We start from the raw sequence: 13,884 nt of genomic DNA on the forward strand, positions 1-13,884 counted from the left end.
CTCCGGCCGGGCCCTTCGCCGTTCTCCGGTACGGGTCTGCGGGTGGCCGCGGCGCCCACCCGCAATTCGGTACCGGTGCGCCGTTGCACCCCCGCGCTCCGGTACCGAGATGCGGGTGCCGGGCGCCGCGACCCACAAATCCGTACCGGCTACCCACAGCCACCAGCACTCGACCGCGTCCGGACCTCCCGGAACCCGCCACGCGCCCGACCGCGTCCCGGCCCCTCGGAGCCAGCCACGCACCGCACCGCCCGGCTCGTCCCCGCCACTCAGCCAGCGCGTCCACGAATGCGATCGACGGTCAGGTCAGGTCGTCGTGCTGCCCCGTGACCCACGCGATGTGCCGCTCCGCGCTGCGAGCCACCGCGGGCGGGCCGTCCTCGATCACCTGACCGGGGATGTTGCCGTAGATGCGCTTGAACCGCAGCCCGCCCGCCTGGTCGGCGAGCCGCCGCACCACCTGGGCGGAGAGCGGGATGTTGTTCGGGTAGGAGCGCATGAAGCCGAGGCTCGCGCGGTCGGGCTTCGGCTGCATCGTGTCGCCCGCGAGCAGCGACCCCTCGCCGCCGCTGCCCGCCGCCCACTCCACCACGCCGGCGCCCGGGAAGTGGCCGCCGAAGCGGATGAGCCGCACCCCCGGCAGCGGCGCCACCTCGTCGTGCCACAGCTCGATGCGATCGTGCGGCCGCGCGATCCATGACTCGTCGCGCGCGCTGACCAGCACGCGTGCGTCGAGCGCATCCGCCCACGCGCACTGCACGCCGAACATGTGCGGGTGGCTCGCCGCGACCACCGCGAGTCCGCCGAGCTCACGCACCTCCTCGACCGCCGCATCCGTGATCGTGCCCAGCGGGTCCCAGAGCAGGTTGCCCTCGTCGGTCTGCACGAGGATCGAGCGCTGCCCGATGCCGACCGCCGGATCGGAGGTGAGCCCCCACGCGCCCGGCTCCTCCTCCACCACGTCGATGCGCATGCCTGCGGCGGCGTGCTCCTCGGTGCTCGTCCAGATCTGGCCGTGGAACGGCACCCACTGCCGCTCGTCGGCGCAGATGCGGCACGTCTCGGGCAGCGGCTCGGCGGTCTCGACGCCGCAGGTCGCGCAGAGGATCGTCATGCCCCCACCCTGCACCCTCGGCCGCCGATCGTCGAGGGATGCGCGCGGCACGGATGCGGCCGGTCGCGGCCGCGCCTACGCTGACCGCATGACCGACGCCCGCAGCAAGGACTCCGCGACCCCTGGCTTCCGGCGAGGCGTGATGCGCCGCGTCGCGGACGGCGCCATCACCGCGCTCGCCCGCCGCGGCCTGGCACCGGGCGGCGCGGTCGCGCTCACGGTGGTCGGGCGGCGCAGCGGCGAGCCGCGCACCCTGCCGGTCACGCCGCTCTCGGCTGACGGGCGCGTGCACCTCGTGGCGCCCTACGGCGTCGTGGGCTGGGTCAAGGACCTGCGCGCTGCCGGTCAGGCGACCATCGAGCGCGGCGGCACCCCGATGCGTGTGCGTGCGATCGAGCTGGAGCCGGCACAGGCGGCGCCCGTGCTGCGCGAGTACGTGCGCCGCGTGCCGCTCGTGCGGCCCTACGTCGCCGCCGACCCTGACGACGGACCGGCGGCGTTCGAGGCGATCGCCGCCCAGCACCCGGTCTTCGCGATCGAACGCATCGGCTGAGCGCTACTCGGCGTCGGGCGCGGCCTCGTCCTCTTCGGGCTCGAACGTCGACGCCTCGTCGGTCGTGGTGGCCGCGATCCCGTCGGGGTCGGGCGGGATCGTGCCGTCCTCACCGAGTCCACCGGGCTTCTGCGTGCCCTCGCCCTCGGTCTGCTGCTCGTCCTCGTGCTGGCTCATCGCTGCTCCCTTCGGTGCAGCCACCCTAGTCCTCTGGCCCGGGAACGAGTCGAGGGCCTGCCCCCGAACCGGTGTCGGCTCGGGTGCAGGCCCTCGGTCACGCTCCGGTCAGAGCGACTCGATGACCTCGCGCATGAGGCGGGCGGTCTCGGACGGCGTCTTCCCGACCTTGACGCCGGCAGCCTCGAGGGCCACCTGCTTCGCCTCGGCCGTGCCCGACGAGCCCGAGACGATGGCGCCGGCGTGGCCCATCGTCTTGCCCTCGGGTGCGGTGAAGCCCGCCACGTAACCGACGACCGGCTTCGTCACGTGCGCCTTGATGTAGTCGGCTGCCCGCTCCTCGGCGTCGCCGCCGATCTCGCCGATCATGACGATCGCCTTCGTCTCGGGGTCGGCCTCGAACGCCTCGAGCGCGTCGATGTGCGTCGTGCCGATCACGGGGTCGCCGCCGATGCCGATGGCGGTCGAGAAGCCGATGTCGCGCAGCTCGAACATCATCTGGTACGTGAGGGTGCCCGACTTCGAGACGAGGCCGATCGGGCCCTTGCCGGTGATGTTCGCGGGCGTGATGCCGACGAGCGACTCCTCCGGCGTGATGATGCCGGGGCAGTTCGGGCCGATGATGCGGGTGGAGCCGGCGGCCTTGGCGTGCGCCCAGAACTCCGCGGAGTCCTGCACGGGGATGCCCTCGGTGATGACCACGAGCAGGCCGATGCCCGCGTCGATGGCCTCGATGACGGCGTCCTTCGCGAAGGCCGGCGGCACGAAGACGATCGACACGTCAGCGCCGGTCTCGGCCATCGCCTCCGCGACGGTGCCGAACACGGGCAGCTCGACGGCGGAGCCGTCCTGCGCCGTGTGCGACACGGTCGTGCCGGCCTTGCGCGCGTTCACGCCGCCGAGCACCTGCGTGCCGGCCGCGAGCATCCGCGCGGTGTGCTTCGAGCCCTCGCCGCCGGTGATGCCCTGGACGATGACCTTGCTGTCCTTGTTGAGATAGATCGACATGTCTTGTGGTCTCCTAGGCCGCAGCCAGCTCGGCGGCCTTGGCCGCTGCCTCGTCCATGGTGGCGACGACGGTCACCAGCGGGTGGTTCGCCTCCGCGAGGATGCGGCGGCCCTCCTCGACGTTGTTGCCGTCGAGCCGCACGACGAGCGGCTTCGACTCCTTCTCGCCGAGGATCTCGAGCGCCTGCACGATGCCGTTCGCGACCTCGTCGCAGGCGGTGATGCCGCCGAAGACGTTGACGAAGACGCTCTTGACGTCGGCGTCGTTCAGGATCACGTCGAGCCCTGCCGCCATGACCTCGGCGGATGCGCCGCCGCCGATGTCGAGGAAGTTGGCGGGCTTCACGCCGCCGAACTGCTCGCCGGCGTACGCGACGACGTCGAGCGTCGACATGACGAGGCCCGCGCCGTTGCCGATGATGCCGACCTGGCCCTCGAGCTTGACGTAGTTGAGGTCGGACTCCTTCGCCTTCGCCTCGAGCGGGTTGGTCTCGGCCTTGTCCTCGAGCGCGGCGTGGCCGGGCTGGCGGAACTCCGCGTTCTCGTCGAGCGTGATCTTGCCGTCGAGCGCGATGATGTCGCCGCCCTCGGTGAGCACGAGCGGGTTGACCTCGACGAGGGTGGCGTCCTCCTTCTGGAAGACGCCGTAGAGCTGCACGAGCACCGGTGCGACCTTGGCGACGAGCTCCTCGGGGAAGCTCGCGGCGCGCACGATCTCCTCGGCCTTCGCGGCGTCGATGCCGACGGCCGGGTCGACGTTGACCTTCGCGAGCGCCTCGGGGCGCTCCTCGGCCAGCTGCTCGATCTCCATGCCGCCCTCGAACGAGCACATGGCGAGGTACGAGCGGTTGGAGCGGTCGAGCAGCACCGAGAAGTAGTACTCCTCCTTGATGGCGGCGCCCTCAGCGACCATCACCCGGTGCACGGTGTGCCCCTTGATGTCGAGGCCGAGGATCGCCTCCGCCGCAGCCTTCGCCTCGGCCGGGCTCTTGGCCAGCTTCACGCCGCCCGCCTTGCCTCGGCCGCCCGTCTTGACCTGTGCCTTCACGACGACGACACCGCCGCCGAGCTCCGTGGCTGCTGCCTCGGCCTGCTCGGGGGTGTCGGCGGTGATGCCTCGCAGCACGGGAACCCCGTGCTGCTCGAACAGGTCCCTTGCCTGGTACTCATAGAGATCCACGCGTCATCCAATCAATGTTCTGTGGGCAGTGCTGTGTTGACAGAGTGTGGTGGGGGTTCGCCGGGGCAAGCCTAGCCCGGTCCGACATGGCGCCCCGGCCGGTTTCGGGCCGCCGAAGGTCAAAGATTCGGCTTTCTTGCCGGTTTCCGCGGAGTCTCGCCTTCCTTGCGGGCGTCCCGAAGACCCCGGACCATGGATGGTTGGAGGCACACCCATGGACCCTGCCCTGCAGCGCCGGCCCGACCTGCCGCCGCCGGTCGAATCGATGGCGTCGAAGCTCAACTGGCTGCGCGCCGGCGTGCTCGGAGCGAACGACGGCATCGTCTCGACCTCGGCGCTCATGGTCGGCGTCGCCGGTGCCGGCACCTCGCTCGCGGGCATCCTGACGGCCGGCGTCGCCGCGCTCGTCGCGGGCGCGCTGTCGATGGCGGTCGGCGAGTACGTCTCGGTCTCGTCGCAGCGCGACAGCGAGCGCGCGGCCATCCGACGCGAGCTGCGACACCTGCACGCCGACCCCGAGGGCCAGATCGACCAGCTCGCGCACATGTACGAGCTGCGCGGCCTCTCCCCCGAGACCGCCCACCTCGTCGCCGTCGAGCTCACGGCCGCCGACCCGCTGCGCGCGCACCTCGACGTCGAGTACAAGCTCGACCCCGAGGACCTCAACAACCCGTGGGCGGCCGCCGCGTCGTCGGCGGTCGCGTTCACGCTCGGCTCGCTCGTGCCGCTGCTCGCCGCGCTCCTCTCCCCCGCCGCGTGGATGCCGTGGCCGATCGTGGTCGCGACCGTCGTCGCGCTCCTCATCACCGGTGTCGTCTCGGCGCGCATCGGCGGCTCCGGCAAGCGCCTCGGCATGCTGCGCGTGCTCATCGGCGGCATCATCGCCCTCGCGGCCACGTGGTCGATCGGCGCGCTGCTGGGGGCGCCCGTCCACTAGGTCAGCGGCGAGCGCTGTAGCGCAGCTCGGGCCTGCCCGTGCCGCCGTAGCGCGGCGCCACCTCGGCGCGACCCTCGAGCACGAGCCGTTCGAGGTAGCGGCGAGCGCTCACCCGCGACATCCCGAGCTGCTCGCCGATCTCGGCTGCGCTCGCCGAGTCGGCGCGGCTCTCCAGCACGCCGGCGACGCGGTCGAGCGTGAGCTGCGAGCCGGCGGGCGCCGGCCGCTGCCGATCCGCCGGCTGCAGCATCGCGTCGACGGCGCGCTGGTCGAGCACCCGCACGCCGAGCGCCTCGGCCTGCTCGAGCTCGGCGCGGATCGCCTCGAGCCGCTCCCGCATCGCCTCGAGGCCGAAGGGCTTCACGAGGTAGTGCCGCACGCCGAAGGCGCGCGCGGCGCGCACCGTCTCGAGGTCGCGCGCCGCGGTCACCGCGACCACCTCGCCGGCGAAGCCGCGCGCTCGGGCGACCCGCAGCACCTCGATGCCCGAGGCGTCCGGCAGGTGCACGTCGAGCAGCACGAGGTCGGGGCGGATGGCTTCGATCGCCTCGAGCGCGGCACGACCGGTGGCCGCCTCCCCCGCGACCACGAACGCGCCGTGGCGCTCGACGAATCCACGCGTGACGATGGCGACCGCTTTGTCGTCCTCGACGATGAGCGCCCGCAGCGGCCTCACGCTCGCACCGTCCCGTCCACGATCGTCCCGTCCGCCAGCGTGGTCCCCACGACCGCGCCAGCGACGGCCGGGCTCGCGACGACCGGGAGCCGGGCGACGAAGCGGGCGCCGCCGAGCGGCGAGTCCTCGACGCGCGCCTCGCCGCCCAGTCGCTCGGCGACGCGGCGCACGAGCGTCAGCCCGTAGCCGCGCGCGAGCCCGGCGGGGTGCGACTTCGACGACACCTCGATGTCGAAGATGGCATTGCGCTGCTCCTCGGGCACCCCGGGCCCGTCGTCGTCGACGACGATCGTGACGACCCGGCCGCCCTCGGTGCTCGCATCGTCGATGGCGACCTCGATCCGGCCGCCGGGCGACGCATCCATCGCGTTGTCGACGAGGTTGCCGAGCACCGTCACCCAGTCACCCGCGACGCTCGCGGGCGCCGCGGGCGCGAGCGTCGAGCCCGGCCGCACCACCAGCTCGACGCCATGCTCGCGCGCCTGTGCTCGCTTCGCGAGCAGCAGGGCCGCGACCTCGAGCTCGAGGATGCCGGACGAGGGCTCGAGCGCCGCGAGCGCACCGCCCGCGCCTGCGCGCTCGATCACGCCCATCGCGGCCTCCGACTCGCCCAGCTCGAGCAGCCCGCCGAGCGTGTGCAGCGTGTTCGCGAACTCGTGCTGCTGCGCGCGAAGCGTCTCGGTCATGCCCTGCGCGCCGGCGAGGTCGCGGAGCGCCGCGTCGAGCTCGGTGCGGTCGCGCAGGATCAGCACCGTGCCGACGGCGCGGTCGTCGACGACGACCCGGTCGACGCGGGCGAGCAGCATCCGCTCGCCGGCGAGCACGAGCTGCTGCTCGCCGGCGTCGGCCAGCAGCGGGTCGATGGGCGCGTCGAGCACGTCGGCGATCGGCGTGCCGCTGAGGTCGGCGCCCGGCTCGCGCCCGAGCAGCCGGAGCGCCGCGTCGTTGCACAGCACGATCTCTCCCGCCTCGTCGAGCACCACGAGACCGTCGCCGATGCCGTGCAGCGTCGCGTTGCGGGTCTCGAGCATCGACTTGATCTCTTCCGGCTCGACGCCGTAGATGCGCCGGCGCACGAGCGATGCCGCCCACGACGCGAGCACGACGCCGACGATCGCGGCGACCGCGAGGCAGAGCCCCAGGATCCAGACGTTGCCGAGCCAGTCCCGCTGCAGCTCCGACTCGAGGATACCGACCGAGACCTGCCCGATGACCGCGCCCTCGACGTCGAACACGGGCACCTTCGCGCGCCACGAGGTGCCGAGCGTGCCCGTCTGCGTGTCGACGAAGAGCTCTCCGGTGGTCGCCGCGTCCGGCGGCGTCGAGACCACCTCGCCGATCAGGTCGGTGTTGGGGTGCGAGTAGCGCACGCCCTCGACGTTCGAGACGACGACGTAGGTGACGTCGGATGCCTCCCTGACGGTCTCGGCGATCGGCTGGATCACCGCGGCGGGGTCGGGGTCGTCGAACGCGTCGGTCACCGAGGGCAGCTGCGCGACCGAGTACGCGACACCGATCATGCGGTCGAGGTACGCCTCGCGGAGCGAGCGCTCCTGCAGCCAGGCGGCCGCGATGCCCGAGCCGAGGATGACGACGAGCATGATCGCGCTCTGCAGCAGCACCAGCTGGGTGCGCAGCCTCATCGCCCGTCTCACTCGCCCATGGTAGGCCGCGCAGCACCGGCGTAGTCTCTGACCAGAACGACCGAAACGCACCTTTCGACCACAACCCGGGCGGATGCATCCGGGCCCGTTACGGTCGCACCAGATCGCGACTCGGCATCGGTGCCGGGCGCTCAAGGAGGAGACGTGCGGTCCATGCACCCCAGCACCCAGCGCAGCACGCGCATCACCACGCTCGTCCGTGCCGGCATCGCCGGCGCGGCAGTCGTCGCCCTCGCGGCATGCTCGACCGGCGGCACGCCCAGCGGCTCCGAGGGCGCCGAGGGCGAGGCTGCGGCCATCACGGACGTCAGCATCATCGCCCCCGCCGACCCCGGCGGCGGCTGGGACCAGACGGCTCGCGCCCTGAGCCAGACGCTCACCGACTCGGGCCTCGTCGGCTCGGCCGCGGTCGAGAACATCGGCGGCGCCGGCGGCACCGTCGGCCTCGCGAGCCTCGCGACCGAGACCGACGCCAGCACGCTCATGGTCATGGGCTCGGTCATGCTCGGAGCGGTCGAGACGAACGCCTCCGAGACGCGCATCGAGGACATGACACCGATCGCGAAGCTCACGGAGGAGGCGCTCGTCATCGTCGTGCCCGCCGACTCCGAGTACCAGTCGCTGCAGGACCTCGTCGACGCGATCGTCGCCGAGGGCCAGGGCGTCGCCATCACCGGCGGCTCGGCCGGTGGCATCGACCACATCCTCGCGGGCCTGCTGCTCACCGAGGGCGGCATGGACGCCGCCGACGTGCCCGGAACCCTCAACTACGTCGCCAACTCGGGCGGCGGCGAGGCGCTCACGATGCTGCTCGGCGGCACCGTCAAGGCCGGCATCTCCGGCGTCGGCGAGTTCTCGGAGTCGGTGCTCTCGGGCGATCTGCGCGCGCTGGCCGTCTCGAGCGAGGAGCCGGTCGAGATGCTGCCCGACGTGCCCACGATCCAGGACGAGGGCATCGACGTCACCGTGACCAACTGGCGCGGCGTCATCGCACCCGGTGGCATCTCCGACGCCGAGCGCACCGCGCTCGTCGACCTCGTCACCGAGCTGCACGGCCAGGAGGCCTGGACCCAGGCGCTCGAGACGAACGGCTGGACGGATGCGTTCATGACGGGCGAGGAGTTCCAGACGTTCCTGACGGAGGACATCACCCGCACGCAGGAGACGCTGCGCACGATCGGTCTGATCGAATGAGCACCGCCTCGGCCGACGCGCCCGACCAGGGCGCGGCGGCCGCGGCGGGCGCCCCGCGGGGGGGGGGTGGTGGTGAAAAAGAACGCCCCCCCCCCCGCGCCGCGCGGGCGCCCCCCCCCCCCCCCGCCCCCCCCCCCCCCCCCCCCCCCCCCCCCCCGCGGCCGCGGCGCGCGCCGAGCGGTCGTCGCGCATCGAGGCGATGATCTTCGTCGGGCTGCTCGTGCTCATCTCGGTCGGCGTGCTCATCACCACCACCACCATCCGGGAGCCTCCGGGCTCGACGAACACCCTCGGCGCCCGGGTCGTGCCCTACGCGGTCGGCGGCCTGCTCCTGCTCTCCTCGCTCGCGGTGCTCGTCGGCCAGCTGCGCGGCCGGTTCGGCCACCCCGAGGCCGGCGAGGACATCGACCTCGAGCACGGCACCGCGTGGATCCCGACGGGCATCGTCATGCTGAGCTTCCTGTCCCTCATCGCGACCATCCCGCTGCTCGGGTGGCCGCTGGGCGTCACCATCCTCTTCACCGGCGCATCGCTCGCGCTCGGCGCGAAGCGCTGGTGGGTCGCCGTGCTGATCGGCCTCGCGATGGGCGTGATCACCCAATTCGTGTTCGGCTCGCTGCTCGGGCTCTCCTTGCCCCCGACCGGCACCCTCACCTCCTGGATCGGCCTCTGATGGACACCTGGACCCTGCTGCTGGAGGGCTTCGGCACCGCGCTGCAGCCGATCTACCTGCTGTACGCACTGCTGGGCGTGCTGCTCGGCACGGCCGTCGGCGTGCTGCCCGGCATCGGCCCGGCCATGACCGTCGCGCTGCTGCTGCCGATCACCTACTCGCTCGAGCCCACCGCCGCGTTCATCGTGTTCGCCGGCATCTACTACGGCGGCATGTACGGCGGGTCGACCACGTCGATCCTCCTGAACACGCCGGGCGAGTCCGCATCGATCGTCACCGCGCTCGAGGGCAACAAGATGGCGCGCGCCGGCCGCGGCGCGGCCGCCCTCGCCACCGCCGCGATCGGCTCATTTGTCGCCGGCACGATCGCCACCGTGCTGCTGACGATCCTGGCGCCGACCGTGGCCCGCTTCGCGGTCAGCCTCGGCCCGGCCGACTACTTCGCGCTCATGGTGATCGCATTCCTCACGGTGGGGGCGCTGCTCGGCGACAGCGCGTGGCGCGGCATGGTGTCGCTCTCGATGGGTCTGCTCATCGGCCTCATCGGCGTCGACACGCTCACGGGGCAGTCGCGCTTCACGTTCGGCGTCCCGCAGCTCGGCGACGGCATCGATGTCGTGCTCGTCGCGGTCGGCCTGTTCGCGCTCGGTGAGGCGCTCTACGTGGGCTCGCGCCTGCGCAGCGGCGAGATCCCGATCATCCCGATCACGCGCGGTTGGCGCACGTGGATGCGTCGCTCCGACTGGGCGCGCTCGTGGAAGTCGTGGATCCGCGGCGCCGCGATCGGCTTCCCCATCGGCTCGATCCCGGCCGGCGGTGCCGACGTGGCGACCTTCCTCTCCTACGCGACCGAGCGCAGCGTCGCGAAGCCGGAGTACCGCAAGCAGTTCGGCAAGGGAGCCATCGAGGGCGTCGCAGGTCCCGAGGCCGCGAACAACGCGGCGGCGGCCGGCGTGCTCGTGCCGCTGCTGACGCTCGGCATCCCGACGACCGCGACGGCGGCGATCATCCTGAGCGCCTTCCAGACGTACGGCATCCAGCCCGGTCCGCGCCTCTTCGAGACGCAGTCGGCCCTGGTGTGGGCGCTCATCGCGAGCCTCTTCATCGGCAACACGCTGCTGCTGGTGCTCAACCTGCCGCTCGTCGGCATGTGGGTGAAGCTCCTGCAGATCCCGCGCCCCTACCTGTACGCCGGCATCCTGGTGTTCGCGGGGCTCGGCGCGTACGCCGCGAACTTCACGGTGTTCGACATCGGCGTGCTGCTCGTGCTCGGCGTGCTCGGCTTCTTCATGCGGCGGCTCGGCTTCCCGATCGCCCCGCTCGTGGTCGGCGCGATCCTTGGCCCGATGGCCGAGGAGCAGCTGCGCAAGGCGATGCAGATCGGCCAGGGCGACCCGTCCTACCTGGTGCAGAGCCCGTTCTCGATCGTCGCGTACGTCGCGATGGCGCTCATCATCGCGCTCGCGCTGTGGCTGAAGCGCCGCCGTGCGCGCTTCGAGGCGTCGCTGCCGGCGGCCGACACGGTGGCGATCGCGACGCTCGACGAGGAGATCGAGTCGCACGAGCCGCACCCCGAGCTCGACCGCGGACGACTCTCGACGCAGGCGCTGCCCCTCGCCCGGCGCTCCGGCGAGCGCGGCGCGGAACCGGACGAGCCGGATGGCGGCGACAGCCGCTGATGCGTGGAAGGGGGAGGCCGCGGCCTCCCCCTTCTGCATGTCGGCGGCCCCGAGCAGCGTCCGACCGCCGCCTCAGTCGGAGAGGGGAACGACTTCGATCCGGTCGCCCGGCCCGACCACGACGAGCACGCGGCGAGCCGTGACCCCTGCGAGGACCGCGAGCACCGCATCGACCGCGACCGGATCCTGGTCCGGCCCAGCATCGGCGCGCGTCCACCGGGTGACGCGGGCGCCGACGGTCGACTCGATCGCCCGCTCGAGCGCTGCGGAGTCGTCGCCGGTCACGAGCACGACTCGATCGATCGCGCGGGCACGGCCGCTCGGCGGATCGGCGGCGCGGTCGTGCCGCCAGACGGCGAAGTGGTAGCCGGCGACGAGCGCCGTCGCGACGAGCAGCCCGAAGGGTGCGCGGATGCGCTCGACGAGCCCGCCGCGGGCGCCATCGAGGGCGACCTCGAAGATCCCGTAGCCGACGATGAGCAGCGCGACGAGCGCGACGACGGCGCTCACGCCGAACACCGCGACGAGGTAGACGCGGCGCCCCGCGGCGCGGGCATCCGTCGCCGCCTGGCGCGGCCGCCACGCGAACCACCACAGCGGCGCTCCGACCGCGAGCCACGCGATGCCGCCGAGCAGCAGCGTCCGCGCATCCGAGCCGGCCAGCGGGGTCGAGAGGGTCGCGAGCAGGGCGTTCACGACGACCCCGATCCCGGAGGCCGCCGCTACGAGTCCGATGCCGGCCTCGACGAGGCGCGCAGCGCCGCCGACGTCCGGCGAGCGCTCCGCGGCGATGCGCCGGTGGTAGAGCCACACGACCGCCCCGACGGAGGCTGCCGCGAGGGCGAGCGGCAGCGGCCCGAGCAGCTCCTGCCTCGGAGCGTCACTGTCGAACGCGGCACGAAGGCCGACGTGCAGCGCGCTGCCGAGCCCGCCGACCGCGGCAGCGCTGCCGCCGAGCACACCGGTCAGCACGAGCATGACCGCGGGGAAGCCGCCGGGCAGCGCGACCGCCCTGTCACGGACCCAGAGCCACCACCAGATGGCGCCGCCGCCGAGCGCCCAGATCAGCCCCTCCAGCGCGCCCTGCCACCACAGGGCGCCCACGTGCGCGACGGCGGGCAGGAGCGCTTCGCCGACGACCGTCTGCAGTGCGCGGATAGCGCCGCCCGCCGCCAGTACGAGCGCGTATGCGGCACCGAGCACGACCGGCACGGCGGTCAGGCGACGTGGGCCCTTGCGGGAGTCCGCCCACATTCGGCGATGCAGGAGCCACACCGCGAGCCACGTGACTCCGGTCGCGAGCCCCCCGGGTGACCAGGTGCCTCCGACGAGGTCGGCGAACATCCCCAGCAGCCCTGTCGTCGCGGTGACGAGCGCGATGAAGGAGATCACGGAGAGGTAGACGCCCCACGCGACTGACGACCGGTCCGCCCCGTCGAGCCGGCGCCAGACGAACCACCACAGCAGCATCGCGAGCGGCCCGGCGATGAGCGTGAACGCGAGCGAGAGGGCCAGCCCTCCCGCGTCGTCGACGCTGGGTCGTGTCTCGAGCAGCCGGCCGAGCAGACCGCTGATGCCGGTCGCGGCGAGGACGACGAGGACGAGCAGGAGCGTGTAGACGACGATCCGCCGCAGCGTGCTCTGCGCGCCGCTCTGTGGGGGCGCGACGAGCACGGCCGGCGCGTCGTCGGCGCTCACGGCGCCGACTCCACGCAGATGGCGAGCCGCATCGGGACGGCCTCGATCACCCAGCCGGTTCCCTCGCGCACGAGGCCGAAGGTCGCATCCTCGCGGTACTCCTCGGGGCCGAACAGGCCAGCACCGCCGGTCGTCGTGACGATCGAGACCTCGACGTCCGCGGAGTCGTCGCGCTCCGTCGTCGAGAGCAGGATGACGCTCACATCGCCGAAGAGGCTCGGCTCGAGCCGCTGGCAGTCGTCGCGGACCTCCGCGACGAGGTGCTCCCGAGCGGCCTGCTCGTCGCCCTCGATCACGTCTTCGGTGTAGCGCTGCACGACGCCGGCGGGCGACGACGGGTCGAGCGGCTCGGCGCCGCGCGTGAAGACGACGGCGAGTGCGATGACCACGAGCGCGGCGACCGCGATGAGCACGACGAGCAGGGTTCGGTCACGCCGCCCGGCGGTTGCGTCCATGACGCCATCATGGACGGCATGCGCGGGCCTGGCCAGAGGCGTCCGTCGGACTCGCTCGCCGGCGCGGGCGTGCATCACATCGCCCCTCCCCCCGAGTGGGCGGCCGGGCGTAGCGTCGCCCGCACAGCGGTCGACGGCGACCGCCGACGACAGGAGCGACCATGGCGATGGAGTACCGCATCGAGCTGATCTTCGTGCCGGTGAGCGACACCGACCGCGCAAAGGCGTTCTACACCGAGCAGCTCGGCTGGAACGCCGACTTCGACCAGGTCGTGCAGCCCGGCCTGCGCTTCGTGCAGGTCACGCCGCCAGGCTCCGCCTGCTCGATCGCGTTCGGCGAGGGCATCGCCGAGGACGAGCCGGGCAGCATGCGCAACGTGCAGGTCGTGATCGACGACGCCGATGAGACGCGTGCCGCGCTCATCGAGGCGGGCGTCGACGCGAGCGAGGTGGACGAGCAGCCGTGGGGCCGGTTCGTGACCTTCGCCGACCCCGATGGCAACCGCTGGACGCTGCAGCAGCTGCCGCCCCGCTGACGGACCGACCGTGAGAGGCTGACGGCATGAGCGATCGCGACACCGACCGCATCCCGTCCGACCGCGTGCCGCCGGAGCTCGACCCGTGGTTCGAGCGGTACGACGACGACCGGCCGCCGCGCACGATGGCGCGCCGGTTCCGGCCGCTCATCCTGGGCGCCGCGGCGCTGACGCTCGTGGCGATGGTGCTGCTGGTGACGCAGGCGTTCTAAGGCCTCCCGACCCCGCTCCGCCGTTGACCGAGTAGCAGCCGAAGGCTCCCCTGCTGATCGAGTAGCAGCCGCAGGCCGCCCATCGAGATCGCCGCCGCCCGCCGGCTCGAGTCGTCTCGATACGCGGC

15 protein-coding genes are annotated in these 13,884 nt (G+C 72.7%); 7 read left to right on the forward strand and 8 right to left on the reverse strand.

Features of this window, described 5'->3' with window-relative positions; all coding sequences use genetic code 11:
• Positions 1-301: 301 nt before the first annotated feature.
• Positions 302-1,114 carry a hydrolase gene (locus ACLQ21_RS09020; protein WP_425662986.1) on the reverse strand — a complete coding sequence of 271 codons (813 nt, stop codon included), beginning with the start codon at positions 1,112-1,114 and terminating at the stop codon, positions 302-304.
• A gap of 88 nt (positions 1,115-1,202) precedes the next feature.
• On the opposite strand from ACLQ21_RS09020, the gene ACLQ21_RS09025 reads away from it, so the two are divergent.
• The gene (locus ACLQ21_RS09025; RefSeq protein ID WP_425662987.1) at positions 1,203-1,667 is read left to right on the forward strand and encodes a nitroreductase family deazaflavin-dependent oxidoreductase; all 465 of its coding nucleotides are present in this window, start codon (positions 1,203-1,205) and stop codon (positions 1,665-1,667) included.
• Positions 1,668-1,670: 3 nt separating this feature from the next.
• On the opposite strand, the gene ACLQ21_RS09030 is transcribed toward ACLQ21_RS09025, so the two are convergent.
• The 3 genes from ACLQ21_RS09030 to sucC all read right to left on the reverse strand — a co-directional run bounded on the left by ACLQ21_RS09030 (position 1,671) and on the right by sucC (position 4,032).
• On the reverse strand, positions 1,671-1,844 hold the full coding sequence (locus tag ACLQ21_RS09030) for a hypothetical protein (protein WP_425662988.1): 174 nt from the start codon (positions 1,842-1,844) through the stop codon (positions 1,671-1,673).
• Positions 1,845-1,952: 108 nt separating this feature from the next.
• Positions 1,953-2,852 (reverse strand): succinate--CoA ligase subunit alpha, encoded by a 900-nt coding sequence (sucD, locus tag ACLQ21_RS09035; protein WP_425662989.1) that lies wholly within the window; start codon positions 2,850-2,852, stop codon positions 1,953-1,955.
• A gap of 13 nt (positions 2,853-2,865) precedes the next feature.
• Complete coding sequence (sucC, locus tag ACLQ21_RS09040; protein ID WP_425662990.1) at positions 2,866-4,032, reverse strand: ADP-forming succinate--CoA ligase subunit beta; 1,167 nt, start codon at positions 4,030-4,032, stop codon at positions 2,866-2,868.
• A 214-nt stretch (positions 4,033-4,246) separates the two neighbouring features.
• Here sucC and ACLQ21_RS09045 point away from each other — a divergent pair, with 214 nt between their 5' ends.
• Entirely contained in the window at positions 4,247-4,969 is a 723-nt protein-coding gene (locus ACLQ21_RS09045) for a VIT1/CCC1 transporter family protein (RefSeq protein ID WP_425662991.1), read from the forward strand.
• 1 nt (position 4,970) lies between these two features.
• Here ACLQ21_RS09045 and ACLQ21_RS09050 read toward each other — a convergent pair whose 3' ends face one another.
• Both ACLQ21_RS09050 and ACLQ21_RS09055 read right to left on the reverse strand, forming a co-directional pair.
• Positions 4,971-5,645, reverse strand: coding sequence for a response regulator (locus ACLQ21_RS09050; RefSeq protein ID WP_425662992.1), 675 nt, complete (start codon positions 5,643-5,645; stop codon positions 4,971-4,973).
• Positions 5,642-7,288 carry an ATP-binding protein gene (locus ACLQ21_RS09055; protein ID WP_425662993.1) on the reverse strand — a complete coding sequence of 549 codons (1,647 nt, stop codon included), beginning with the start codon at positions 7,286-7,288 and terminating at the stop codon, positions 5,642-5,644. The genes ACLQ21_RS09050 and ACLQ21_RS09055 overlap by 4 nt, the downstream gene beginning before the upstream one ends.
• Before the next feature lie 174 nt (positions 7,289-7,462).
• Between ACLQ21_RS09055 and ACLQ21_RS09060 the strand changes: the two genes are divergently transcribed.
• The 3 genes from ACLQ21_RS09060 (at position 7,463) to ACLQ21_RS09070 (ending at position 10,855) form a co-directional block, all read left to right on the forward strand.
• Positions 7,463-8,503: a Bug family tripartite tricarboxylate transporter substrate binding protein gene (locus tag ACLQ21_RS09060; RefSeq protein WP_425662994.1), complete on the forward strand. Its 1,041-nt coding sequence runs from the start codon at positions 7,463-7,465 to the stop codon at positions 8,501-8,503.
• A gap of 199 nt (positions 8,504-8,702) precedes the next feature.
• A complete protein-coding gene (locus ACLQ21_RS09065) occupies positions 8,703-9,176 on the forward strand; it encodes a tripartite tricarboxylate transporter TctB family protein (protein WP_425662995.1) in 474 nt (157 codons plus the stop codon).
• On the forward strand, positions 9,176-10,855 hold the full coding sequence (locus ACLQ21_RS09070; protein WP_425662996.1) for a tripartite tricarboxylate transporter permease: 1,680 nt from the start codon (positions 9,176-9,178) through the stop codon (positions 10,853-10,855). The genes ACLQ21_RS09065 and ACLQ21_RS09070 overlap by 1 nt, the downstream gene beginning before the upstream one ends.
• Before the next feature lie 72 nt (positions 10,856-10,927).
• Here the strand turns inward: ACLQ21_RS09070 and ACLQ21_RS09075 are convergent, their stop codons facing one another.
• Complete coding sequence (locus ACLQ21_RS09075; RefSeq protein ID WP_425662997.1) at positions 10,928-12,553, reverse strand: DUF5671 domain-containing protein; 1,626 nt, start codon at positions 12,551-12,553, stop codon at positions 10,928-10,930.
• A complete protein-coding gene (locus tag ACLQ21_RS09080) occupies positions 12,550-13,008 on the reverse strand; it encodes a hypothetical protein (protein ID WP_425662998.1) in 459 nt (152 codons plus the stop codon). Before ACLQ21_RS09080 ends, ACLQ21_RS09075 begins: the two co-directional genes overlap by 4 nt.
• Before the next feature lie 167 nt (positions 13,009-13,175).
• On the opposite strand from ACLQ21_RS09080, the gene ACLQ21_RS09085 reads away from it, so the two are divergent.
• The gene (locus ACLQ21_RS09085; RefSeq protein WP_425663428.1) at positions 13,176-13,544 is read left to right on the forward strand and encodes a VOC family protein; all 369 of its coding nucleotides are present in this window, start codon (positions 13,176-13,178) and stop codon (positions 13,542-13,544) included.
• 26 nt (positions 13,545-13,570) lie between these two features.
• Positions 13,571-13,756: a hypothetical protein gene (locus tag ACLQ21_RS09090; protein WP_425662999.1), complete on the forward strand. Its 186-nt coding sequence runs from the start codon at positions 13,571-13,573 to the stop codon at positions 13,754-13,756.
• Positions 13,757-13,884: the final 128 nt, after the last annotated feature.

The sequence above is a fragment of the Agrococcus sp. DT81.2 genome, from assembly GCF_049844935.1.
In the GTDB taxonomy this organism is placed as follows: Bacteria; Actinomycetota; Actinomycetes; order Actinomycetales; family Microbacteriaceae; genus Agrococcus.

Coding starts and splice junctions, on each gene's coding strand:
- ACLQ21_RS09020 (WP_425662986.1), bottom strand. CDS start 1,114: ATGACGATCCTCTGCGCGACCTGCGGCGTCGAGACCGCCGAGCCGCTG.
- ACLQ21_RS09025 (WP_425662987.1), top strand. CDS start 1,203: ATGACCGACGCCCGCAGCAAGGACTCCGCGACCCCTGGCTTCCGGCGA.
- ACLQ21_RS09030 (WP_425662988.1), bottom strand. CDS start 1,844: ATGAGCCAGCACGAGGACGAGCAGCAGACCGAGGGCGAGGGCACGCAG.
- sucD (WP_425662989.1), bottom strand. CDS start 2,852: ATGTCGATCTATCTCAACAAGGACAGCAAGGTCATCGTCCAGGGCATC.
- ACLQ21_RS09045 (WP_425662991.1), top strand. CDS start 4,247: ATGGACCCTGCCCTGCAGCGCCGGCCCGACCTGCCGCCGCCGGTCGAA.
- ACLQ21_RS09055 (WP_425662993.1), bottom strand. CDS start 7,288: ATGAGGCTGCGCACCCAGCTGGTGCTGCTGCAGAGCGCGATCATGCTC.
- ACLQ21_RS09060 (WP_425662994.1), top strand. CDS start 7,463: ATGCACCCCAGCACCCAGCGCAGCACGCGCATCACCACGCTCGTCCGT.
- ACLQ21_RS09065 (WP_425662995.1), top strand. CDS start 8,703: ATGATCTTCGTCGGGCTGCTCGTGCTCATCTCGGTCGGCGTGCTCATC.
- ACLQ21_RS09070 (WP_425662996.1), top strand. CDS start 9,176: ATGGACACCTGGACCCTGCTGCTGGAGGGCTTCGGCACCGCGCTGCAG.
- ACLQ21_RS09080 (WP_425662998.1), bottom strand. CDS start 13,008: ATGGACGCAACCGCCGGGCGGCGTGACCGAACCCTGCTCGTCGTGCTC.
- ACLQ21_RS09085 (WP_425663428.1), top strand. CDS start 13,176: ATGGAGTACCGCATCGAGCTGATCTTCGTGCCGGTGAGCGACACCGAC.
- ACLQ21_RS09090 (WP_425662999.1), top strand. CDS start 13,571: ATGAGCGATCGCGACACCGACCGCATCCCGTCCGACCGCGTGCCGCCG.